This window comes from Flavobacterium magnesitis, from assembly GCF_041729735.1.
Taxonomy (GTDB): Bacteria; Bacteroidota; Bacteroidia; order Flavobacteriales; family Flavobacteriaceae; genus Flavobacterium; species Flavobacterium magnesitis.
Window position 1 is genome coordinate 158,961 of record NZ_JBCFQK010000004.1, and the last position, 22,866, is coordinate 181,826.

22 protein-coding genes are annotated in these 22,866 nt (G+C 34.1%); 17 read left to right on the forward strand and 5 right to left on the reverse strand.

The features are described from left to right. Nucleotide 1 precedes the first annotated feature (1 nt). The 3 genes from porG to AAGV33_RS04660 form a co-directional block, all read right to left on the reverse strand. Nucleotides 2–685, reverse strand: coding sequence for a type IX secretion system protein PorG (gene porG / locus AAGV33_RS04650; RefSeq protein ID WP_373390784.1), 684 nt, complete (start codon nt 683–685; stop codon nt 2–4). 168 nt (nt 686–853) lie between these two features. After that, nucleotides 854–1,738 (reverse strand): NAD kinase, encoded by an 885-nt coding sequence (locus AAGV33_RS04655; RefSeq protein WP_373390785.1) that lies wholly within the window; start codon nt 1,736–1,738, stop codon nt 854–856. Between the two features lie 5 nt (nt 1,739–1,743). Continuing rightward, on the reverse strand, nt 1,744–2,400 hold the full coding sequence (locus AAGV33_RS04660; RefSeq protein ID WP_373390786.1) for a CBS domain-containing protein: 657 nt from the start codon (nt 2,398–2,400) through the stop codon (nt 1,744–1,746). Nucleotides 2,401–2,515: 115 nt separating this feature from the next. On the opposite strand from AAGV33_RS04660, the gene AAGV33_RS04665 reads away from it, so the two are divergent. The 14 genes from AAGV33_RS04665 to AAGV33_RS04730 all read left to right on the forward strand — a co-directional run bounded on the left by AAGV33_RS04665 (nt 2,516) and on the right by AAGV33_RS04730 (nt 17,258). Beyond that, entirely contained in the window at nt 2,516–3,229 is a 714-nt protein-coding gene (locus AAGV33_RS04665) for a pyridoxine 5'-phosphate synthase (RefSeq protein ID WP_373390787.1), read from the forward strand. A 72-nt stretch (nt 3,230–3,301) separates the two neighbouring features. Next, nucleotides 3,302–4,063 (forward strand): alpha/beta fold hydrolase, encoded by a 762-nt coding sequence (locus tag AAGV33_RS04670; RefSeq protein ID WP_373390788.1) that lies wholly within the window; start codon nt 3,302–3,304, stop codon nt 4,061–4,063. 164 nt (nt 4,064–4,227) lie between these two features. Beyond that, entirely contained in the window at nt 4,228–5,334 is a 1,107-nt protein-coding gene (locus tag AAGV33_RS04675; RefSeq protein ID WP_373390789.1) for a glycoside hydrolase family 43 protein, read from the forward strand. A 2-nt stretch (nt 5,335–5,336) separates the two neighbouring features. Then, complete coding sequence (locus tag AAGV33_RS04680; RefSeq protein ID WP_373390790.1) at nt 5,337–7,253, forward strand: family 43 glycosylhydrolase; 1,917 nt, start codon at nt 5,337–5,339, stop codon at nt 7,251–7,253. Nucleotides 7,254–7,356: 103 nt separating this feature from the next. Next, entirely contained in the window at nt 7,357–7,698 is a 342-nt protein-coding gene (locus AAGV33_RS04685) for a phage holin family protein (protein WP_373390791.1), read from the forward strand. 91 nt (nt 7,699–7,789) lie between these two features. Further along, nucleotides 7,790–8,158 carry a hypothetical protein gene (locus AAGV33_RS04690; protein ID WP_373390792.1) on the forward strand — a complete coding sequence of 123 codons (369 nt, stop codon included), beginning with the start codon at nt 7,790–7,792 and terminating at the stop codon, nt 8,156–8,158. Between the two features lie 151 nt (nt 8,159–8,309). Beyond that, nucleotides 8,310–8,684, forward strand: a complete 375-nt coding sequence (locus tag AAGV33_RS04695; protein ID WP_461782327.1) for a heavy-metal-associated domain-containing protein — start codon at nt 8,310–8,312, stop codon at nt 8,682–8,684. 85 nt (nt 8,685–8,769) lie between these two features. Continuing rightward, nucleotides 8,770–9,294, forward strand: a complete 525-nt coding sequence (locus AAGV33_RS04700; RefSeq protein WP_373390793.1) for a heavy-metal-associated domain-containing protein — start codon at nt 8,770–8,772, stop codon at nt 9,292–9,294. Beyond that, complete coding sequence (locus AAGV33_RS04705; protein WP_373390794.1) at nt 9,295–10,098, forward strand: hypothetical protein; 804 nt, start codon at nt 9,295–9,297, stop codon at nt 10,096–10,098. 24 nt (nt 10,099–10,122) lie between these two features. After that, the gene (locus AAGV33_RS04710; protein ID WP_373390795.1) at nt 10,123–10,725 is read left to right on the forward strand and encodes a DUF3347 domain-containing protein; all 603 of its coding nucleotides are present in this window, start codon (nt 10,123–10,125) and stop codon (nt 10,723–10,725) included. Nucleotides 10,726–10,830: 105 nt separating this feature from the next. Continuing rightward, complete coding sequence (locus tag AAGV33_RS04715; protein ID WP_373390796.1) at nt 10,831–11,391, forward strand: AraC family transcriptional regulator; 561 nt, start codon at nt 10,831–10,833, stop codon at nt 11,389–11,391. 85 nt (nt 11,392–11,476) lie between these two features. Further along, nucleotides 11,477–13,864: a heavy metal translocating P-type ATPase gene (locus AAGV33_RS04720; RefSeq protein WP_373390797.1), complete on the forward strand. Its 2,388-nt coding sequence runs from the start codon at nt 11,477–11,479 to the stop codon at nt 13,862–13,864. 5 nt (nt 13,865–13,869) lie between these two features. Continuing rightward, nucleotides 13,870–16,392 (forward strand): multicopper oxidase domain-containing protein, encoded by a 2,523-nt coding sequence (locus tag AAGV33_RS04725; RefSeq protein WP_373390798.1) that lies wholly within the window; start codon nt 13,870–13,872, stop codon nt 16,390–16,392. Between the two features lie 47 nt (nt 16,393–16,439). Then, the gene (locus tag AAGV33_RS04730) at nt 16,440–17,258 is read left to right on the forward strand and encodes an MOSC domain-containing protein (protein ID WP_373390799.1); all 819 of its coding nucleotides are present in this window, start codon (nt 16,440–16,442) and stop codon (nt 17,256–17,258) included. Here AAGV33_RS04730 and AAGV33_RS04735 read toward each other — a convergent pair. Next, complete coding sequence (locus tag AAGV33_RS04735) at nt 17,255–17,647, reverse strand: lysozyme inhibitor LprI family protein (protein ID WP_373390800.1); 393 nt, start codon at nt 17,645–17,647, stop codon at nt 17,255–17,257. The genes AAGV33_RS04730 and AAGV33_RS04735 overlap by 4 nt on opposite strands. 11 nt (nt 17,648–17,658) lie before the next feature. Next, nucleotides 17,659–19,047, reverse strand: a complete 1,389-nt coding sequence (locus tag AAGV33_RS04740; RefSeq protein WP_373390801.1) for an alpha/beta hydrolase family protein — start codon at nt 19,045–19,047, stop codon at nt 17,659–17,661. 253 nt (nt 19,048–19,300) lie between these two features. Here AAGV33_RS04740 and AAGV33_RS04745 point away from each other — a divergent pair, with 253 nt between their 5' ends. The 3 genes from AAGV33_RS04745 to clpX all read left to right on the forward strand — a co-directional run bounded on the left by AAGV33_RS04745 (nt 19,301) and on the right by clpX (nt 22,823). Next, nucleotides 19,301–20,626, forward strand: a complete 1,326-nt coding sequence (locus AAGV33_RS04745; protein WP_373390802.1) for a trigger factor — start codon at nt 19,301–19,303, stop codon at nt 20,624–20,626. 212 nt (nt 20,627–20,838) lie between these two features. Beyond that, on the forward strand, nt 20,839–21,513 hold the full coding sequence (gene clpP / locus AAGV33_RS04750; RefSeq protein ID WP_373390803.1) for an ATP-dependent Clp endopeptidase proteolytic subunit ClpP: 675 nt from the start codon (nt 20,839–20,841) through the stop codon (nt 21,511–21,513). Between the two features lie 77 nt (nt 21,514–21,590). Then, nucleotides 21,591–22,823 (forward strand): ATP-dependent Clp protease ATP-binding subunit ClpX, encoded by a 1,233-nt coding sequence (gene clpX, locus AAGV33_RS04755; protein ID WP_373390804.1) that lies wholly within the window; start codon nt 21,591–21,593, stop codon nt 22,821–22,823. The last annotated feature ends 43 nt before the right edge of the window (nt 22,824–22,866 follow it).

Genomic DNA, 22,866 nt, shown 5'->3' on the forward strand with positions numbered 1-22,866 from the left:
TTTATTCTGCACAATAGCACGGTTTTTCGCCAAAGGTATAAGTTAATGTTATACCAGAGAAGACATACCAATCATTATTATTTAAATTTCCAAATCGCAATGCACTTAAACTTTCTTCTTTAGGATTGCTTCCGTCAAGATTGTCAGTAAAGGTGTAGCGAGCTCCAACTTCGGCTGCTAAAACAAGTCGGCTAGAAATATTTGATTTTATTCCTAGAATCATTGGGATTGCAATGGAGTTTTTTCCTTTGTTTTTCTTGGTTTCACCTAATTCAACATACAAATCATCATACCTAAAAGCACTAATTCCAGAAGTCACATAAGGCGTGAATTTTTGGTGCAATGTATGAAGATTGAAGTCAAAAAAGTTGAATTCAAGGGCTAAAGATAGTTCTTTTATACTATTTTCAAAATGATAGCCTCTCAGACTTCTACTTGCTTCTTCCGAATCTCGGTCGTTTGCAGTAATGGTTGACTGAGAATAGGATATTCTCCAAGCATGTCTAGGACTCTTATTCCATTTGTATAAAATACCAAAAGCAGGCTCATTAGGAGCTATATAGGTTGTTTTTCCTACGTCGCCAACATAGTTGCTCCCGCCAAGAAAAACTCCTATTTCATGTATTTGTGCTTGTAGGCTTATGCCAAGAAATAAACAGACTATTGTGCTTAAAAATTTTTTCATTTTCATAGAAAATTGCTTGCAAATATAATAATTATCAATACGAATCAATGCCCATTAGAATAAATCTACTTTTTTTAAAAAAATAGTCAATTTATTTTAATGGGACTTCGTGTTGTTCTACTTAAACGGAAAAGTTAGATTGTATTGTATGAGAGGAGTTTAAAAAGATTAATTTCTTTTGTCTTCTCCCCAAAGCAATTTGCTTCTTAGGGTTTTTAAGAAAGTTTCTGTTGGTATTTCGACCATATTAATTTGAAATGGAGTTTTCTTTATGGTTAAAACCGATTCATTTCTAACCGAAGTAATTCTGGAATCTAATGAAACCAAGTAGTTTTCTTCTCTTCCAGAAACTTTTAACATAATTTCTGTTTCATCAGGAATTACAAGTGGTCTTGCATTAAGGTTATGAGGAGCAATAGGAGTGATCACTAAACTTTTTACATCTGGAGTTAAAATAGGACCGCCACAACTTAAGGAATAGCCTGTAGAACCCGTTGGTGTCGAAATAATCAAACCATCAGCCCAATAAGAATTCAGGATTTCTCCATTAAGATAAGTGTCAATGGTAATCATCGAAGTAGTATCTTTTCGGCTTACCGAAATTTCATTCATTGCAAAATTAATATCGTTTAAAGCTTCATTTTCTGGTGCCGAAGTTAAACTTAAGAGCGTTCGTTTAGAAAGCGTGTATTTTTTATCAATAACAACTTGTAGAAATTCATCAATATTTTCTTTTTGTACCGTTGCTAAAAAACCTAATCTTCCCGCATTGATTCCTAAAATAGGAATGCCCGAATCCCGAACTAAAGTTGCTGCTCTTAAAATAGTTCCGTCTCCGCCAATGCTTAATAGCATGTCAAAACTAGAATCTAATTCGCTATGAGATGAAAAGGTTTTGTATTCCTTTTCGATGATTTTTTTTTCCTGGATTAAAGCTAAAAAATGAGATTCGATGACAATTTCGATGTTATTTCTATTGAAAAACACAAAGATGTCTTTTATAATTGGTTCTGTACTATTTTGATAATATTGACCGTAAATGGCTATTTTCATTGGGGTTACATGTTAAGATATTTGTCTAAATAGTCAGAACGTTCTTTTAAATTAGTAATATAAGAGTCTTCGTGGTGTTCGGATATAATTTCGTAATTGTATCTTCTAAAAGTCTGAATGATCTCATTGATAGCTCCTGAAGTTATTTTTATCGTAACTTCTACAGTGCTGATATCGGATTCTGAAATAAACAATCCTAATATTTTACCGTTGTTGCTTTCTACAATTTGGGTAATTTGGCTCATCGAATAATCTAGGATTCCTTTACTCACCTTTACAATCGCTCCTTGTTCTTTTATAAAAGGAGTTTGATTGAAAAAGTTGATAATATCTTCCATTTCATAATAGCCAACATATTTATTGTTTTCGTCTAAAACCGGAATCAAATTAGAATGGTTTTTAGCAAAAACTTCTAAAACTTCTAACCAAAGCGAATAGGTTCTGATAAAAAACGTTTCCAGGCTGTATTTGTAATCCGATACTTTTTTATGTTCTTCAAAAGTTTCGACATCTTCAGCAGAAATACTTCCTATATAAACACCATCTTCAACAATAGGAAAGTGAGAAAAATTGAAATCGACCAAAAAATCCCTAACAGTTCCAATAGTCTCTTGGCTGTCAATAGGTTTGAAATCAGTAGTGATGTAGTTTGAAATTTCCATTTTGTATGAGTCCTCAATTTTTATGCAAAATAATCAAAAAAAGGCAAAATCGCCTAGCTTTTACTTTGTATTTTTGTAACCAAATTATAGTTTTTCGTAATCAAAAAGCATTCCAATGACAAAATTAAGTGTAAATATCAATAAAATAGCTACTTTACGTAATGCCCGTGGAGGTAATGTTCCTGATTTATTAAAAGTAGCCACCGATATTCAAAAATTTGGAGGACAAGGAATCACCATTCATCCGCGTCCCGATGAGCGTCACATTCGTTACCAGGATGCTCGCGATTTGAAATCAATTGTTTACACCGAATTCAATATCGAAGGCAATCCACAACATAATTTTATCGATTTAGTTCTCGAATGCAAGCCAGAACAAGTTACTTTAGTTCCGGATGCTATTGGAGCCATAACTTCTTCTGCTGGTTGGGATACTATACAAAACCAAGCATATTTAACGGAGATGATTCAGGAGTTTCAACGCAACGGAATTAGAACTTCTATTTTTGTTGATCCCACATTAGAAATGATTGAAGGGGCTAAAAAAACAGGAACGGACAGAATCGAATTGTACACTGAAGCTTTTGCACATCAATACAGCCTAGGAAACGAAAAAGGAATTACTCCTTATGTGGAATCAGCTGTTTTGGCAAACGAATTGGGTTTAGGAATCAATGCTGGACACGACCTGAGTTTAGATAACATTCAGTTTTTTAAGCAAAATATTCCAGGATTATTAGAAGTTTCTATTGGTCACGCTTTAATTGCTGAAGCCTTGTACCTTGGCTTGGAAAACGTAGTCAATATGTATTTGCAAAAATTAAAATAATATCAATTGATTGAAGGTTGAGCAGAGATTTTTTCTGCAATCTAAAATCTGCAATCTAAAATCTAAAATCAAATGTTGTATTCAAAAATAGAAGGAGAAGGAAAACCATTTTTAATCATACATGGATTTCTTGGTATGTCAGACAATTGGAAAACCTTAGGACAGCAATTTGCTGATGAAGGTTTTCAGGTTCACCTGCTTGACATGCGTAATCACGGACGAAGTGTTCAATCTTCAGCATTTAGTTATGAATTAATGGTTCAGGATGTTTTTGATTATTGTCAAGGTCATGCTCTGCAAACAATCAATATTCTGGGACATTCAATGGGTGGGAAAGTTGCGATGCTTTTTGCAACCCGATATCCAGAAATGGTGGAGAAATTAATTGTAGCCGATATTGGTCCTAAGTTTTATCCTCAACATCATCAAACTATTTTAGCGGGATTGAATGCTGTAGATTTTTCGGTTAAACCAAGTCGCGCCGATGTGGAAGCCACTTTAAGTGAATACATCACTGATTTTGGTACAAAACAATTTTTGCTAAAAAACCTGTATTGGCAGGAGCCAGGGCAATTGGCATTCCGTTTTAATTTATCCGTTTTTAATGAGAAAATTGAAGAAATAGGAGTGGCTTTACCATCAGAATTGGTTTTTGAAAAACCGACACTTTTTATTCGTGGTGGAAATTCCAATTATATTTTAGATTCGGATGTTGAAGATATAGCCGTTCATTTTCCATTAATGAAACTAGAAACAATTCCAAATGCCGGACATTGGCTTCATGCCGAAAATCCAGCTTTGTTTTATCAAATGGTCATTTCGTTTTTAAATTAGTTTTCAAATACTACAAAATAGCAACTTTCGAGTTGCTGTTTTTTTATGAAGAAATTTTAAAATTATATTCTTGATAAATGTATAAAAAACACTTATGTTTGTGTTCTTTGAAACCGATATTTTTTTTAGATTAAAAAAGTAATTAACCACCAAACCAAAATAAAATGATTATTACTGTTTGTCCTGATTTCTTGAAACGTATAGCCCCCATAAGAGTTGTTTTGTGTTTATTAACAATTCTTCTTTTGCAAAGTTGTGGTGCTGTAAAAAATAACCAATCTTCAAAAGAGAAAATGAGTGCTTATTTAATGACTTATTTCAAAGATGATACCCACGGATTGTATTTTGCATTGAGTAATGATGGTTATACATTTACTGATGTTAATTCTGGAAATCCTGTTGTTGCTGGAGATACTATTGCTGAGCAAAAAGGAATTCGTGATCCATATATTATGCGTGGTAATGATGGCTATTTTTACATGGCAATGACTGATTTGCATATTTATGGAAAACAGAAAGGTTACAGAGATACCGAATGGGAACGTCCGCAAGAGAAATATGATTGGGGAAACAACAGGGGTTTAGTGTTGATGAAATCAAAAGATTTGATTCATTGGTCACATTCTATTTTGGATGTCAATAAGGTATATCCTGAACTGAATGTGGGTTGTGTTTGGGCACCCGAATTGATTTATGATGAAGTGAAAGGAAAAATCATGATTTATTTTACGATGCGTAAAGGCAAAGGGCGTACGAAATTGTATTATGGATATATGAATAAAGATTTTACAGCATTAGAAACAACTCCAGAAATTCTTTTTGAATATCCGGATAGTACAAAGCAGATTTTAGATGCTGATATTACAAAACTGCCTGATGGAAGATTTTGTATGATGTATGTAGCACAGGAAAATCCGGGAGGCATTAAAATGGCATTTTCGGATAAAATAAACAGCGGTTATGTATACCAGCCTGAGCAAATTGATTTCGAAAAAAAATCATGCGAAGCTCCCAATGTATTTAAACGTATTGGCGAAGATAAATGGGTTTTGATGTACGATATTTTTAGTGTCAATCCACATAATTTTGGTTTTGCAGAAACCACCGATTTTAAAACGTTTACTAACCTTGGACATTTTGATCAGGGCGTGATGAAACGAACTAATTTTTCGGTTCAAAAACATGGTTCAGTGATTCATTTGACTAAAAAAGAAGCACTTCGTTTAGCGAAACATTGGAATACTAATTTCTCATTTGATACTAAAAAATAAACATGAAGTCGATATTTAAAATAGCGTTACTCAGCATTTTGTGCGTGTTCAGTTTAAGTGCTCAAAAGAAAGATTTAAAAGGGTATCTTTTTGCCTATTTTGAAGGCAAAGGTCCAGCCGAAAAACAAGAGCAATTGCGTTTTGCTGTAAGCGATGACGCTGTGAATTGGAAAGCGCTAAATAATAATGAACCAATAATACCATCAAAAGATATTTCAAAAACTGGCGGGATTCGTGATCCTCATATCCTTAGAAGTGCAGATGGAAACAGTTTTTATATGGTTGCTACCGATATGAATACTAAGAAAAATGGCTGGGATTACAATCCGGGAATTGTTTTGATGCATTCCAAAAATCTTTTGGATTGGAAATCATCAGTAATTGATTTGGAGAAATTATATCCTAAGAAATTTAAAGACATAAAATGGGTTTGGGCTCCACAGACTTTTTATGATGCCAAAGTAAAAAAGTATCTGGTTTATTTTACAGTTCGTTTTAATTATAATTCAAAATTGGATTTCTATTGTGCTTATGCCAATAAAGATTTTACTGGTTTTGAACAAGAACCAAAACTAATGTTTAGTCCAAAAGATGGTGCTATCGATGGCGATATTATTCTTAAAGATGGTACTTATCATTTTTTCTACAAAGGAAATACAAAAGACGAAACTGGAAAGGAAATCCAAAACGGTATCAAACAGGCTACGAGTAAGAAGCTTCAGGGACCTTGGAAAGAAAGTTTCGAATATCTAGATGCTTATGCTGATACAAACACAAATGTAGAAGGTTCTTCGGTTTTTAAATTGAATAACAGCGACGAATATATCTTAATGTATGATTTGTATTCCAGTGGACGTTATGAATTTCAACGTTCTAAAGATTTGTATCATTTTACAGCCAAAACAGAATCGTTTACTAAAGATTTCTTTCCAAGACATGGAAGCGTTTTAGGAATTACAACAGAAGAAGCAATAAGATTACAAGAAAAATGGGGCGGCGTTCCTCAAAGTTTATTGACTGCTAAAGATGGAACATTTCGTTTTAAAGCAGAAGGAAATCCAATAATCAAACATAAATTCACGGCTGATCCAGCTGCTTTTGTTGAAAAAGATACCTTGTGGTTGTTTACCGGACATGATTTTGAAGGAGGACAAAAAGGGTATAAATTGAAAGATTGGTTGGTTTTTTCAACAACTGATTTGAAAAATTGGACGGAATATCCAGTGCCATTAAAAATTGAAGATTTTAAATGGGATAAAACCAATGATGCTTATGCGGGACAAACCATTAAAAGAAACGGAAAGTATTATTGGTACATTAGTACGAATGGTTCCGGAATTGGAGTCGCAGTTGCCGATAAGCCACAAGGGCCATATAAAGATGCATTAGGAAAACCTTTATTGACTAATGCCGATTGTTTTGCTTCTACGCATTCCTGGACTTGTATTGATCCTGCGGTTTTTATTGATGATAATGGACAAGCCTGGTTGTTTTGGGGTAATGGAGTTTGCTATTACGCAAAACTGAAAGAAAACATGATTGAAATTGACGGTCCAATTAAGAAAATTGATTTCGAAGGATTTCAATTTACCGAAGCGCCTTGGATTCATAAAAAGGATGGGAAATATTACCTTAGTTACGCCAGTGGTTTTCCTGAAAAAATCGCTTATGCTATGGCAGATAACATAGAAGGACCTTATGAATACAAAGGAATTCTAAATGAAATTGCAGGAAATAGCAATACTAATCATCAGGCAATTTTAGAATTTAAAGGCCAACCTTATTTTATTTATCACAATGGAGCCATACAAACTAATGGTTCAAGCTACAGCAGATCAGTTTGTATTGATAAGTTAGAATACAATCCAGATGGAACTATAAAACGAGTGGTAATGACTACCGAAGGAGTTACAAAATAAATTTTAGAATGTTGGTTTTCTCGAATTGAAATAATTTCTTTGTTTAAACCAATGGGTATAATTTAAAATAATAGTATTTTTGAAGCAATAAATACAAACGCAAATGAAATTAATTGTTAGAGTTTTAGTTACAGCTATTTTAGTTCTGTTGATTTCGCATTTTATGACAGGAGTGCATGTGGCCAGTTTTACTACAGCACTTTTTGTCGCTATTGTTTTAGGGTTGCTTAATATTTTTGTGAAACCTATTTTGGTGTTATTTACTTTGCCAATTACCTTTCTTACACTTGGATTATTTTTGTTAGTCATTAATGGATTGATTATTATATTATGTGATAATATTGTGGGTGGTTTTGATGTAGATACATTTTTCACCGCCTTGTTATTTAGTATCATCTTATCGGTATCACAGTCTCTTGTGAATCTTGTTTTAGGAGATAAATAGAAAAAGTAATCTATAAAAAAATCATAAATGAAAACTGATTTTGCTTTTGAAGCAGTAAAATCATTAATTTTGTCCTTCATAAGAATTTAAAATGAATAAAATCTACATCATATTAATTGTTTTACTGGGTTTCTTCCTGATGCCTGGTGCAGCGTATGCATGTGGATCGAGTTCAGGAAATGATTCTTGTAAAATGGAAATGTCTTCCAAAACAAAAACAAAAGATTGCTGCAGTAAAAAATCAAAATCTCAAGAATCAAAAGACAAAAGTTGTTCTGGCAAATGCGGACAATCTATGTGTAGTGTTTCTTCAGTAAATATTGGAATTGCTACAGCTATTCATTATGAAATTCCGAATGCTATCTTTAGCTTTTCAGAACAAAAACAAAATTTCTCTCATTCTGTATCCTTCCCTTCTGATGGATATGTTAGTCTTTGGTTGATACCTAAAATAGGCTAAATTCCTTTCGTGATAGCCATTGGTATATCCGTTTCAAAGCAAATTTGCTTTACAAATTCATTCATTTTTTCGGTTAATTTAAAAAGAGCGATAGTTGTTATGACTATGTTACTGTTATTAATTAACTCTTTCATTTAAAAAATATAAAATCATGAAATCATTAAAAAAGATAATGATAGCAGTTGTGGTATTGCTATCAATAAGTGTTAATGCACAAATTAAAAACAAAAAGACGGAAACCGTAAAAATATCTGGGAACTGCGAAATGTGTAAAAAGAAAATTGAAACAGCTGGAAGTATTAAAAAAGTAGCTGCTGTAGAATGGGATGTTAATTCTAAAATAGCAAAACTAACTTACGATTCGTCCAAAACAAATCCAGATGAAATTTTGAGCCGAATTGCTAAAGCGGGTTATGATAGTGATAAGTTTTTAGCAACTGAAGAACAATACAAAAAGCTGCATACTTGTTGTCAATATGATAGAGAAGCTACTGGAGCGGCTAAAAAAGAAGAGCACAAGCACTAATTTTTCCATTTTATTACTACGGTCTTTTGGTCATTTTGTGTTCCAAAAGACTGTAGTAAAATGATAAATTTCAAAATTTAAAAAGATGAAAACAGATATAGTATTAAAAAGATTCATTGCTTTGGTAATGTTATTAGGCATTACAAGTTCGTATGCTCAAATTTCGAAAGCTGAAATTATTGCTACAGGTTTAACTTGTTCGATGTGTTCGAATGCTATTAACAAACAATTGAAAGCAATGCCCGAAGTAGAAAAAGTAATGATTGATTTGAACAACAATACTTTTGTGGTTAACCTAAAAGCGAATAGTAAAATTACGCCTGAAGCCTTGCGACTGAATATTGAAAAAACAGGTTTTTTTGTGGGATCTATGATTTTAACTATGGATGCTAATAAGGTAGAGCCAAAAGACAATAGCAGTTTTAAAAATGCAAGTGGCACTTATATTTTTGTAAGTCCTGATGAAAAATCGGTCAATGAAAAATTGAGACTTAAAGTATTGAATAGTGGTTTTGTGACGAAAAAAGAGTATAAAAAGTCAGCTAAGATGCTTTCGAAATATATTGGTTTTGGCACTCAGGAAGGAACTTATTATGTAAAAACAATTTAGATGAGATATTTTCTAATACTTTCATTAAGCTTATTGTCCTTTCAAATCAATGCACAAGAATTGTTTGTAATGACCGAGCCTGCAAGTAATATGCCCACATCTTCAATAGGAGTGAGAGACATGAGTTTATTTGCATTGAAGAAAACTGATGGATACAATTACCATAACATGCCCGAATTAATGTGGGGCGTTAACAAAGACTGGATGATTCATGCTTCGGCATTTTTGAGCAATAGGCAAGGGGATCTAATGCTTGAAGGAGGGAGTTTGTATGCTAAGTACCGTTTTTTCTCGGTTGATGATCTTCATAGTCATTTTAGACTAGCGGCTTATGGAAGAATAAGTACGAGTAATGCCGAGATTCATCAGGAAGACATAGAAACAATGGGAATGAATTCGGGTTACGAAATTGGAGCTGTTGCCACTCAATTGATAAACAAAACCGCTTTAAGTGCAACGGTTAGTTATGAAAGAGCATTGAATAATCAGGGAAATATTTTTCCAGACGAATGGAGCAACAGTGCAATGAACTATACTTTTTCGATTGGACAATTGATGTATCCTAAAAAATATACTAGTTTTAAACAAACGAATATCAATGCAATGTTAGAATTTTTAGGGCAACGATTGAACCAAAATGGGAAATCTTATTTAGATGTTGTACCTTCGATTCAGTTTATTATAAACAGTCAGGCTCGAATCGATTTAGGATACAGACGCCAAATATATAGCGACATGGAACGAATAAGTACCAATAGCATTTTACTGAAATTAGAGTACACTTTTTTTAATGTAACCAATTAGATTTAACTATTTAAAATTTTAAAAATGAGAAAAATAATCCTTTCTTCTATCTTATTAGCTGTTGTTTTGGTAAGTTGTAACCAAAAAAACAAAGAGGAGCAAACACCAAATCCAGAAGTAGAAACAGTAACAAAAACCGAAGAAACCGAAGCTGCTGAAGAAATTGTTCCTGTTAGCGATGCCGTAAAAGCATCCATTTCTACCGAAGCAATTATTAATGGGTATTTGAAAATAAAAAATGCTTTGGCAAACGACAAATCAAAAGAGGCTACAGCAGCTGCTAACGATTTTGAAAAAGCAGTTTCGGCTACTAATTCTAGTAAAATAGATTCAAAACTAGTTGATAAATATACAACGATTACCGAAAGTGCTAAAAAACAAGCCGGTTTGATTGCTACAAATGATGGGAAAATTGTTCAACAACGAATGTACTTTGCTGTTTTAAGTAAAGATATAACGAGTTTGATTGCTACTTTTGGAACTAGCAAGAAATTATATCAGGATTATTGCCCAATGTACAATGAAGGGAAAAACGGCTATTGGATTAGCGAAATAAAAGAAATCAGAAACCCATATTATGGTTCTGAAATGCTAACTTGTGGCGGTATGATTAAAGAAATCAAATAATCTTTTTTCGATTTATTTATTCCCGAAAATTGATTTCATCAAAATCCTAGCTTCATTTTAAGTTAGGATTTTTTTGTTAAAAAATCGCTCAAAAATAATTTTAAAATGAAAGTCTATATCAAAAATATGGTTTGTAGTCGCTGCGAAATGGCAGTGAGAACAGTATTCGAAAAAATGGAAATTCCGATACTTTCGATACAATTAGGAGAAGTTGAAATTTTGAAAAATTTAGAAGAAACAGAAAAACAACTGCTATCTGAAAACCTAAAAGCTTTAGGTTTTGAATTATTAGATGATAAAATAAGTAAGACCATTGAGCGAATAAAAAACTTAATTGTTGATTTGGTTCATCATCAAAATGAAAAACTAAAAATCAATTTGTCTAGTCATATTGTCGAAGATTTAAAACAGGATTATAGTGCTTTGAGTAATTTGTTTTCGGAAACCGAAGGAATTACAATCGAGCATTATTTTATTGCTCAAAAAATAGAAAAAGTAAAAGAATTATTGATTTACAACGAGCTTAGTTTGAGCGAAATTGCTTTTCAGTTGAATTACAGTAGCGTAGCTCATTTGAGTAATCAATTTAAAAAGACTACGGGAATAACGCCCACACAATTCAAACAACTGAAAGACAAAAAAAGAAAACAGATAGATGAATTATAAATGATGCAAATCGTTTCCATAATTGTGTAATCTTATTGGTTGTTTTTATTTCGAAATTTGGAATGTAAATTAAATGTCTTAAGAAATGAAATATACCTACACTATAAATGGAATGCATTGTAATTCTTGTCGAACTAAAGTTGAAAATGCACTTAATAGTATTGAAGGAGTAGAAGCTGAGGTCAGTTTAAATCCTCCAAAAGCTGAAATTTCGATGCAAAAACCCATTCAAACTATACAATTTCAAGAAGTAATTACTTCGGCTGGAAATTATACGATAAAGGTTTTTAATCCCAATGATTTAAAATTAAAAGCAACTGAAACAGTTGCTCCAACACCGCCACCAAATGCAGTTGGGAAATACTATTGTCCAATGTTTTGCGAAGGCGATAAAGTCTATGACGAACCAGGAAGTTGTCCCGTTTGCGGAATGGATTTGGTTACAATTGAAGCTACTGGAGAAGAAGAAAACAAAAGCTATCTGGATCTAGTACACAAAATGAAAATTGCATTGTTGTTTACCATTCCTATTTTCATTATTGCCATGTCAGATATGATTCCAAATAATCCTTTGATGCATGTGCTGGATATGAAAACATGGAATTGGGTACAATTTATTTTGTCACTTCCTGTAGTTTTTTACGCTTGTTGGATGTTTTTTCAACGCGCTTGGAAATCCATAATTACCTGGAATCTGAATATGTTTACCCTGATCGGAATTGGTTCGGGAGTAGCTTTCGTATTCAGTTTAGTGGGATTATTTTTTCCAGAAATCTTTCCGCATGAATTCAAAAACCATTCGGGGCATGTAGGTTTGTATTTTGAAGCGACTACGGTGATTTTGACCTTGGTTTTGTTGGGACAGTTATTAGAAGCCAGAGCGCACAATCAAACCAGCGGTGCGATTAAAGAATTATTAAAGTTAGCGCCAACGGAAGCCATTTTAGTATTCAATGGAATAGATACCGTTATTTCAATTCAGGATATAAAAAAAGGCGATTTGTTGCGTGTAAAACCAGGCGATAAAGTTCCGGTAGACGGAAAAATTACCGAAGGAGAAAGTACCATTGATGAGTCGATGATTTCTGGTGAACCGATTCCAGTGGATAAAAAAATAAATGATTCGGTCGTTGCAGGAACTATAAATGGTACTAAATCGTTTGTGATGATAGCTGAAAAAGTAGGTTCGGAAACTTTGCTTTCGCAAATTATTCAAATGGTGAATGATGCCAGTCGTTCCAGAGCGCCTATCCAAAAATTGGCCGATAGTACTTCGAAATATTTTGTGCCAATTGTAGTTGGGATAGCTGCAATTACATTCTTTATTTGGGCAAAATTTGGCCCCGAAGAAAACGCCTTAATTTATGGATTTATCAATGCTGTGGCGGTTTTAATAATTGCCTGTCCTTGTGCTTTGGGATTAGCAACGCCCATGTCGGTTATGGTGGGTGTGGGCAAAGGTGCACAATCTGGAGTGTTGATAAAAAATGCGGAAGCTTTAGAAAAAATGGATAAGGTAAATGTTTTAATTACCGATAAAACAGGGACAATTACTGAAGGAATGCCTTCGGTAGAAAAAGTTTTTTCGTCTACTAATCAAGAGGATGATTTGTTGCAAAACATTGCTTCACTCAATCAGTATAGTGAGCATCCTTTGGCACAAGCCGTAGTAAATTTTGCGAAAGCGAAAAACACCACTTTATTAGAAGTAAAAGATTTTGAATCGATTACTGGAAAAGGAGTTTTGGGAACGGTAGCTCATAAAAAAGTGGCTTTGGGAAATAAAAAATTAATGGAAGAAGTGAAAGCTATAGTTTCGGACGCATTGGAAAACCAAATTATTGCAGAACAAAAACTTGGTAAAACAGTTTCTTATATTGCTGTGAATGGAACTGCTGTGGGATTTGTAACGATCACTGATGCAATAAAAGAAAGTAGTTCAGTTGCAATTAAAACCTTGATGAATCAGGGAATTGAAGTGATAATGCTTACTGGAGATAATAAAAACACAGCTCAGGCGGTGGCAGATCAATTGCATTTGACTTCATTTCAGGCAGGTTGTTTGCCAGAAGACAAACTTAAATTTATTCAGAAATTGCAAGCTGAAGGTAAGATTGTGGCGATGGCGGGAGACGGAATTAACGATGCACCGGCTTTGGCGCAAGCCGATATCGGGATTGCAATGGGAACGGGTACCGATGTAGCGATTGAAAGTGCCAAGATTACTTTGGTTAAAGGCGATTTGCAAGGAATTGTAAAAGCCAAACAACTGAGTCATGCGGTGATGAAAAACATTCGTCAGAATTTATTTTTTGCATTTTTTTATAATGTGCTGGGAATTCCTATTGCTGCTGGGATTTTATATCCGTTTTTCGGGATTTTGCTTTCGCCAATGATTGCTGCTCTGGCAATGAGTTTTAGTTCAGTTTCAGTAATTGCGAATGCGTTGCGATTAAGAACTTTAAAATTTTAGAAATCATGGATAAGATATTATACCTACTTTGTTTTTTTGCTATTGGTCAGTTTGTAAATGCTCAAGAAAAAAAATTAGCTCAAGATTTTTATTATACATGTGTTATGCATCCTGAAATTCACGAAGCAAAACCCGGAGATTGTCCTAAATGTGGAATGGCATTGGTGAAAGTAAAAGCTAAGAAAGCTAAAAAAGAAGCCGTTAAAAAAGATATCCCGGTAAAGTCAGTTTCTAAAAATCCTGTAAAGATTAAAAAAGAAGTTGAGGTGTCTAAGAGTGAACCAACCAAACCAGCTGATTTGCCAAAAGAAAGCACCGTTGTAGAAAAGAAAGTTTTACCAAAAACTATTTCGAAAAAGGTACGTTACGATTTGTTTGTTCATGATACAATAGTAACTTTTGCTAATAAATCAAAACATGCCATTGCTGTAAACGGTCAAATTCCAATGCCAACACTAACTTTTACCGAAGGAGATACCGCTGAGATTTATGTGCATAACAAATTAAAAACAAGCACTTCTTTGCATTGGCACGGCATATTTTTGCCTAATAAAGAAGATGGTGTTCCTTATTTGACTCAGATGCCTATTGAACCTGGAACGACGCATAAATATACTTTTCCAATAATTCAAAATGGAACGCATTGGTATCATAGCCATTCTGGAATGCAGGAACAAATAGGAATGTATGGTGCATTGATTTTGAAGAAAAAACCAGAAGACGAAACCTTTAGAAAAGGTATTGATGATATTCCACAAGTTCCCATTACTTTGAGTGAATGGACCAATTATAATCCAGACAATGTGCACAGAATGTTGCATAATGCTTCGGATTGGTTTGCTATAAAAAAAGGAACTACTCAAAGTTATGCAGAAGCAATAAAAGAAGGACATTTTAAAACCAAATTAACCAACGAATGGAAGCGAATGTTGGCTATGGATGTGAGTGATGTATATTATGATAAATTCTTAATCAATGGTCAGAATGAAAGTCAGTTGTCTCAATTTAAAGCAGGCGATAAAGTGCGTTTGCGAATTTCAAATGCAGGAGCATCATCTTATTTTTGGTTAACTTATGCTGGTGGAAAAATGACTGTAGTGGCTAATGACGGGAACGATGTGGAACCCGTTGAAGTAGATCGATTGATTATTGCTGTGTCTGAAACCTATGATGTAATTGTGACCATTCCGGAGAAAAATATTTCCTATGCCTTTTTAGCCACTCCAGAAGACAGAACGCAATCGACTTCTATTTACATAGGAGAAGGGGTTAAGAAAGCTGCACATCCTTTGCCTAAATTGAAATATTTTGAAGGCATGAAAATGATGAACGACATGATGAATATGGATGGAACCATGAATGATATGGGTATGAAAATGAGTCTGCAAAAAATGGATATGAATTCCGTAATGTATCCAGAAATTTCGGGAAGTTCAAAAGAGGATCATTCGAAAATGAATAAGGATGATGAAATGGATCATTCAGCTCACGCAATGGATTCTAAAAAATCTGATATTGTAACCTTAAATTATTCAATGTTAAAATCGACTGTAAAAACTAAACTTACTGAGGATGCTCCTGTTCGTGAATTGCGTTTTGAATTGACAGGAAATATGAACCGTTATGTGTGGAGTATGGATAATGTGGTACTTTCGGAAACCGATAAAATTTTGATTAAAAAAGGAGAAAATGTTAGGATTACGTTATACAATAATTCGATGATGCGTCACCCAATGCATTTACACGGTCATGATTTTAGAGTGCTGAACGGTCAGGGAGATTATGCTCCTTTGAAAAACGTTTTGGATATTATGCCAATGGAAACTGATGTGATAGAGTTTGAAGCAAATGCAGATGGTGATTGGTTTTTTCATTGTCATATTCTGTATCACATGATGGCGGGAATGAATCGGGTTTTTAGTTATGAAAATTCAGCAGAAAATCCTCTTTTGCCTAATAAAGAAGCAGCGTATAAGAAATTGCAAGCTGAAAGTAATATGTCGCATTTTATGGCAGAAAATGATTTTGCTACCAATGGAAATGATGGTATGGCGATGTTGCAAAATGCAAGATGGAGTTTTGGTACCGAGTGGCGATTGGGGTATAAGGATCATCATGGTTATGAATCCGAAACGCATATTGGAAGATATATCGGGAGAAATCAATGGTTGATGCCTTTCATCGGTTTTGATGCGCGTTACCGAAAATTAGATCATGGTGAAATGGAGGAAAATTTATTTGGACAAAGAAGTACCAAAGACAAACGACTGCAGTTTAGTTTAGGTGTGAACTATACGTTGCCACTTTTGGTTGTTGCACAAGCAGAAGTGTATCATGATGGAAATATTCGTTTTCAATTGATGCGTGAAGATATTCCTGTTTCAAAACGCCTGCGAATGGCTTTTATGGTCAATACTGATAAGGAATATATGGCAGGATTTAAATATATTGTGGGCAAAAACATGGGAATTACAACACATTATGATAGTGATATGGGAGTAGGTTTTGGGTTGAATTTTAATTATTAAAATAGTCTTCGTTTGTATTTTGTATTTTTGATGAAAAAGTAAATTATATGTTGCAGCTTTCAGAAATTTGGATTTATCCCGTAAAATCATTGGGCGGAATTGCATTACAGCAATCCAGAGTAACCGACAGAGGTTTAGAACACGATCGAAGATGGTTGCTGGTGGATGAAAATGACTGTTTTATTACCCAAAGAGAACATCCAAAACTCGCGCTTTTTCAACCAGAAATTGCAGGTGATTTTCTAAGAATTTCTCATAAAGAGGTGCAAGTGTCTATTGCTGTTCCGCTTTATCCTTCTTTTCTGGAAACGGAAACTAGTATTAAAGTAACAGTTTGGGAAGATGTTGTTGCGGCTTTTGAAGTAAGACCGGAAGCCTCGCAATGGTTCAGTGAGATTTTAGGTTTCAACGTTCGTTTAGTTTATATGCCTGATGAAAGTTTACGAAAAGTGGAAGCGGACTATTCCGTTACACCAAACGATGTGACTTCGTTTTCGGACGGATTTCCTTTTTTAATTATTGGACAATCCTCATTGGATGATTTGAATTCTCGTATGAATAAAGCTTTATCCATACGCCGCTTTAGACCTAATTTTGTGTTTAGTGGTGGAAAAGCCTACGAAGAAGAAACCTGGAAAGAATTTACCATGGGAACGCTTTCTTTTTATGGAGTAAAACCCTGTAGCCGATGTATCATGACTATGGTAGATCCTGAAACCGGTGTTCTTACGGGGAAAGAACCTTTGTTTACGTTGTCAAAATACAAGAAAGTAGATAAAAAAGTAATTTTTGGGCAAAATGTAATCGCCCAACAACAAGGAAATCTTGCAGTTGGGGATTTAGTAACGGTTCAAAAAAGAATTTAATTGGTTTTTACAGAACCTGCACAAGTATCTCCTTCATTAATTCCGTTGAGCCAGGTTGTTAGTGTTTTAATTCGGTTTTCTGTTAATTCAGTTAAATAAACGGCACGGCAAGTTGGGTAAATGCTTCCGTAATTTTGTTTCGGATAATTGGGGTATTTCATGTTCATTTCGGCATCGCGGAAACTAATCCAGATGCGTTGTGATTTTTTTAAATTGGTAACAAACAATTTGTCTGTTTTGTATTTCACTAGAATTTTTTGGTAAACAGTATTTAGTTTTTTGTCTGCTTTGTCATAAGAAGCGTAGGCTTCCTGATTCATTTCAGCTTGGGTTTGCGAAAAACAATTGAGACTAAAAATAAGCAAGAGTAGTAGAAAGATTTTGTTCATGTTGAGGAATTTTAATTCGCCTGAGTTTGTATCCACTTTGTTATTTCGGTTAAGGCGGTAGGAGAGAACGTTTGTTCAATTGTAGCATATTCCTGTGGTGAACCTGTTGTGCATTCCTGGAACAAATGGTTTAAGTTAGGAAGTTCTATTACAGTTGCATTTTTATTTCCACCTTTTGATAAAGCTTCTTTTATTGCTCCTAAATTCTCTTTTGGAGGTACTTGTAAATCTTTTTCACCATTAAGTGCTAATACGGGACATTTTACTTTTTCTAATGTTGGTGCAGGATCGTATTTGATAAAATAATGCATCCAGGGTGTTGCTATTTGCTGCACTTGCAATTTTACAAATTCTTCATCAGTCATTCCTGCTGGTTTTTCAGTATTGGGATTTTGTTTGAAGTAGTTGGTTAAATCGGTTTGCAATTGCTCGGTGCTTGTAGATTTATTGGTGATGTCAAATATTTTTGTATTGTTTGATTTAATTTTTTGTAAATCCTCATCGCTCATTCCAGATGCTTTCCCAATTAATTGTTGTTGCAATAAAAGCAATTGGTCGCCTTGAATTCCTGTTCCTGCAAGTAAAACAATAAATGCCACGTCTTTGGATTGAGTAGCAACCATTGGTGCAATTATGCCACCTTCGCTGTGTCCGATTAAGCCAATTTTACTTTTATTAATTTCCTTTCTGGTTTTTAAGTATGCTATTCCCGCTTCAATATCTGTGGCGAAATCTGCTGTAGTAGCGGTTTTAAAATCGCCTTTTGAGGCAGCGAATCCTCTGTCGTCATAGCGTAAAACGGCAATTCCGTTTTTTGTTAAGTAGTCAGAAAGTACAAGAAATGGTTTGTGACCCAATAATTCCTCGTCTCTGTTTTGAGGTCCGCTGCCACTAATTAAAATTACTGCTGGGAAAACGCCTTCTTGTTTAGGCAATGTTAGTGTTCCGGCTAAAGTGATTCCTGCTTTTTTATTTTCGAAAATGATATCTTCGGAATAATAGGAATACGGTTTTTTAGGTTCTTGTGGTCGATTAGGTATTTCTTTCTCCACTTTTTCTTTTGATAAGTTCAAAGGGAAACTTTGCCCAGCTTGTTTAAAATTACCCACAATGATATTGTCTTTTCCTAAGGTTCCTTCGTATTCAATTTGTGCCTGACTGATTCCGATTTTTAAAACCGAATTTTCAAAACTACTACTGCTTACAGGAATTCCTTTGGCTCCTTGATCCGGACTGTCCATAGTCGCGCTGATTTCATTTGCTGTTTTCTCAATATTAAATACAAGCCTTAATTGTGCTCCTGGAACTTTTAAAACGCCATTCCATTGTCCTGTAATTTCTTGTCCAAAAAATGTTAGAGAAATTAATGCCGCTAGTATTGTAAATGCTATTTTTTTCATTGGTTGTTATTTGTGAGGTAAAAGTTTCTAGAAAAGGATAAATATGGGATTATTTTTAAATTCAAATATACTTATTTTTTCTTACAAATTGGTAAAATCAATTTCAATGTCAACATTCAATTGTAATTACAATAATAAAGCCTTGTTTAAACATCTTGAACTACTTGAAATTCAATAAATAAAAAAGCTTGGTTGGCTTGTGAAAATTTTATAATTTTGCCACCCAATTTTATTATGTAAATTAAAGAAGAAGATGGATATTAAAAGAGTAGCAATTGATGCTGTAACTGAAACCATTGTAATGACTGTGGTACACATGGATTACAAAGGACAAGTAGCCAAAAGAATCAACGAAAAAATGCCTTTAGCGCAAGTAAAAGGATTTAGAAAAGGGGCTGTGCCTAAAGACTTAGTTGAAAAACAATACGGTAGAGAGATTAAAAAAGAAGAAGTTAAGAAAGTTGTTGACTTGGCTTTAGAGCGTTATATTCAATCTGAAAGATTAAATCTTCTTGGAACTCCACTTCCTAAAGTAAACGAAGAATTGGATTGGTCAGCTGAAGAATTGACTTTTGAATTCGAAATTGGTTTAGTGCCAAACTTTGAATTAGACTTAGATGCTAAAAACGATATCGTAAAATATGTAGTTACTGCTGATGATAAATTAATCGACGGTCAGGTTGCTCGTATCCAAAAACAATTTGGTAATGCAATTCCTCAGGAAGAGGTTGAAGCTAATTCTGATATTAAAGGAATCTTTACTAACGAAGCGGAAGGAATTGGTAACACAACTACGATCACTTTAGATATTTTCAAAGATAAAGCTACTGCTGATAAATTCATTGGTAAAAAAGTTGGGGATGTTGTTACTGTAAACACTAGCGGTTTATTTGAAGACGATCACCAATTGATGGATTACTTAAAAGTAGGTCATGATAACGTTCACGGTTTAGCAATTGATGTAGATTTTACTATTGAAGCAATTACTGTTTCTGAGCCAGCTGAATTGAACCAGGAATTGTTCGATAAATTGTTCGGAGAAGGAAATGTGGCTTCATTAGAAGAATTGAAAGGAAAAATTAAAGAAGACGCTGAAACTCAATTTGCTCAACAAGCAGACCAAAAATTATTAGGTGATGTTACTGAGTTTTTAATCGAAAACACAAAATTCGAATTGCCTTCTGAATTCCTTAAAAAATGGTTGCAAACTGTAGGGGAGAAAAAATTATCTCCAGAAGAAGCTGAAGTAGAATATGCACGTTCTGAAAAAGGATTGCGTTTCCAATTAATCGAAGGAAAAGCTTTGGTTCAAAATGATATCAAAATCACTTTTGAAGACTTAAAAACTTTTACTGCTAAAAATATCCGTCAACAAATGGCACAATTTGGGCAAACAAATCCTTCTGACGAAGAAGTTCAAGGAATTGTAGCTAGAGTTTTGTCTAATCAGGACGAAGTAAAAAGACTTTCTGATCAGGTAGTTGCTGAAAAATTATTGGAATTGTTCAAAGAAAAAGCAAACCCAACAACTAAAGAAGTGACTTACGATGAATTTATTGCTGCTTCTTACGGAGAATAAATTTAAAGTTAGAAGTAAGGAGTTAGAAGTTAGAAGTGAATAATTTTGAAAAGAATATCTTGATAACTTTATGATTTTTTTACAAAGACTAAATAATAAAAAATAAGTATATTTGAGCGTCAAAAGATATTTTTTGACGCTCTTTTATTTATGAGTTTAATGTTCATTATTGCGTAAAACTCATAACTTATAACTTATAACCTAAAGAAAACATGAACTACGGTAAAGAATTTAAAAAATTTGCTACAAAGCACCAAGGAGTAAATGCAATGTATTACGATAAAATCGTAGCGGCAATGAATCCTACTAATATGACTCCATATATTATTGAAGAACGCCAGTTGAATGTTTCGCAATTAGACGTTTTCTCAAGATTAATGATGGACAGAATCATTTTCCTGGGAACAGGAATTGATGACCAAATTGCAAACATCGTTCAGGCGCAATTGCTTTTCTTAGAAAGTGCTGATGCTTCTAAGGATATTCAAATTTATTTGAACTCTCCAGGAGGAAGTGTTTACGCAGGATTAGGAATTTATGACACGATGCAATACATCAAACCAGATGTAGCAACTATTTGTACAGGAATGGCAGCTTCTATGGGAGCAGTATTGTTGTGCGCAGGAGCAGCAGGTAAACGTTCGGCTTTACCACATTCAAGAGTAATGATTCACCAACCATCAGGAGGAGCACAAGGAGTTGCAACGGATATGGAAATCAACTTACGCGAAATGTTGAAACTAAAAGATGAATTGTATCATATTATTTCTCAACATTCAGGACAAACTTTTGATAGAGTACACAAAGACAGTGAGCGTGATTACTGGATGAAAGCTGATGAAGCTAAGGAATACGGAATGATTGATGAAGTATTGGTAAGAGGATAAACAAAAGTTAGAGATTAGAAGTTAGAGGTACGAATAGGGACTTCTAACTTCTAATTTCTAACTTCTAACTTAAAAGAATGGCAAAAGAAGTATTAGAATGTTCGTTTTGTGGAAGGAAAAAGCCAGAAACCAATTTATTGATTGCTGGAATTAATGCGCACATTTGCGACAGATGTATCGAACAAGCTCATGGAATTGTTCTTGAAGAATTGAAATCAAGCGGAAGTTCAAAATTAGTTGGTGATTTGATTTTGCAAAAACCAAAAGAAATTAGAGCTTTCTTAGATCAGTATGTAATCGGGCAAGACCAGACTAAAAAAGTAATGTCGGTAGCGGTTTACAATCACTACAAACGTTTGATGCAACAGCAGCTAGACGATGAGGTAGAGATTGAAAAAAGTAACATCATTATGGTGGGACAAACAGGAACTGGAAAAACATTGGTAGCAAAAACTATTGCTAAAATGTTAGACGTTCCTTTGGCTATTGTAGATGCTACGGTTTTAACAGAAGCTGGTTATGTAGGAGAAGATGTTGAAACTATTTTGACACGTCTTTTACAAGCTGCCGATTATGATGTAGCTAAAGCCGAACGCGGAATTGTATTTATTGACGAAATAGATAAAATTGCTCGTAAAAGCGATAATCCATCGATAACTCGTGATGTTTCAGGAGAAGGTGTGCAACAAGCCTTATTGAAATTATTAGAAGGAACTGTGGTGAATGTACCACCAAAAGGAGGACGTAAACATCCAGACCAAAAATTTGTAGAAGTAAACACCCAAAACATTTTGTTTATTGCAGGTGGTGCTTTTGATGGAGTAGAACGTATTATTTCAAAACGTTTGAACCGTCAGGCTGTGGGTTATTCGACTTCAAAAAATGTAGATAATATTGATAAGGATAACTTATTGCAATACATTATTCCAAAAGATATCAAGGATTTTGGACTGATTCCAGAAATCATTGGTCGTTTGCCAGTATTGACACACATGGATCCTTTAGATAGAGAAACATTAAGAGCTATTTTAACACAGCCTAAAAATGCGTTAATCAAACAATATCAAAAGTTGTTCTTAATGGATGATGTAGAATTTTCTATTACCAATGAAGCTTTGGATTTTATTGTAGATAAAGCATTAGAATACAAATTAGGAGCTCGTGGATTGCGTTCGCTTTGTGAGGCTATCTTAACTGATGCGATGTACGAATTACCAAGTTCTGATGATAAAGTATTAGAAATTGATGTAGATTATGCAAAGGAAACCTTGAATAAAAATTTATTGAAGCGTTTGGAAATTGCTTCGTAATTTCTTTGATTTATAAAATTTATTAAAACCTGTTCATTCATTT

Bases quoted from the DNA above. Each gene is read 5' to 3' on its own strand.
- porG (WP_373390784.1), bottom strand. From the start codon at position 685: ATGAAAAAATTTTTAAGCACAATAGTCTGTTTATTTCTTGGCATAAGC.
- AAGV33_RS04745 (WP_373390802.1), top strand. From the start codon at position 19,301: ATGGATATTAAAAGAGTAGCAATTGATGCTGTAACTGAAACCATTGTA.
- clpP (WP_373390803.1), top strand. From the start codon at position 20,839: ATGAACTACGGTAAAGAATTTAAAAAATTTGCTACAAAGCACCAAGGA.
- AAGV33_RS04735 (WP_373390800.1), bottom strand. From the start codon at position 17,647: ATGAACAAAATCTTTCTACTACTCTTGCTTATTTTTAGTCTCAATTGT.
- AAGV33_RS04675 (WP_373390789.1), top strand. From the start codon at position 4,228: ATGATTATTACTGTTTGTCCTGATTTCTTGAAACGTATAGCCCCCATA.
- AAGV33_RS04660 (WP_373390786.1), bottom strand. From the start codon at position 2,400: ATGGAAATTTCAAACTACATCACTACTGATTTCAAACCTATTGACAGC.
- AAGV33_RS04700 (WP_373390793.1), top strand. From the start codon at position 8,770: ATGAAAACAGATATAGTATTAAAAAGATTCATTGCTTTGGTAATGTTA.
- AAGV33_RS04725 (WP_373390798.1), top strand. From the start codon at position 13,870: ATGGATAAGATATTATACCTACTTTGTTTTTTTGCTATTGGTCAGTTT.
- AAGV33_RS04685 (WP_373390791.1), top strand. From the start codon at position 7,357: ATGAAATTAATTGTTAGAGTTTTAGTTACAGCTATTTTAGTTCTGTTG.
- AAGV33_RS04715 (WP_373390796.1), top strand. From the start codon at position 10,831: ATGAAAGTCTATATCAAAAATATGGTTTGTAGTCGCTGCGAAATGGCA.
- AAGV33_RS04665 (WP_373390787.1), top strand. From the start codon at position 2,516: ATGACAAAATTAAGTGTAAATATCAATAAAATAGCTACTTTACGTAAT.
- AAGV33_RS04730 (WP_373390799.1), top strand. From the start codon at position 16,440: ATGTTGCAGCTTTCAGAAATTTGGATTTATCCCGTAAAATCATTGGGC.
- AAGV33_RS04740 (WP_373390801.1), bottom strand. From the start codon at position 19,047: ATGAAAAAAATAGCATTTACAATACTAGCGGCATTAATTTCTCTAACA.
- AAGV33_RS04710 (WP_373390795.1), top strand. From the start codon at position 10,123: ATGAGAAAAATAATCCTTTCTTCTATCTTATTAGCTGTTGTTTTGGTA.
- AAGV33_RS04695 (WP_461782327.1), top strand. From the start codon at position 8,310: ATGAAATCATTAAAAAAGATAATGATAGCAGTTGTGGTATTGCTATCA.
- AAGV33_RS04670 (WP_373390788.1), top strand. From the start codon at position 3,302: ATGTTGTATTCAAAAATAGAAGGAGAAGGAAAACCATTTTTAATCATA.
- AAGV33_RS04720 (WP_373390797.1), top strand. From the start codon at position 11,477: ATGAAATATACCTACACTATAAATGGAATGCATTGTAATTCTTGTCGA.
- AAGV33_RS04655 (WP_373390785.1), bottom strand. From the start codon at position 1,738: ATGAAAATAGCCATTTACGGTCAATATTATCAAAATAGTACAGAACCA.
- AAGV33_RS04680 (WP_373390790.1), top strand. From the start codon at position 5,337: ATGAAGTCGATATTTAAAATAGCGTTACTCAGCATTTTGTGCGTGTTC.
- clpX (WP_373390804.1), top strand. From the start codon at position 21,591: ATGGCAAAAGAAGTATTAGAATGTTCGTTTTGTGGAAGGAAAAAGCCA.
- AAGV33_RS04690 (WP_373390792.1), top strand. From the start codon at position 7,790: ATGAATAAAATCTACATCATATTAATTGTTTTACTGGGTTTCTTCCTG.
- AAGV33_RS04705 (WP_373390794.1), top strand. From the start codon at position 9,295: ATGAGATATTTTCTAATACTTTCATTAAGCTTATTGTCCTTTCAAATC.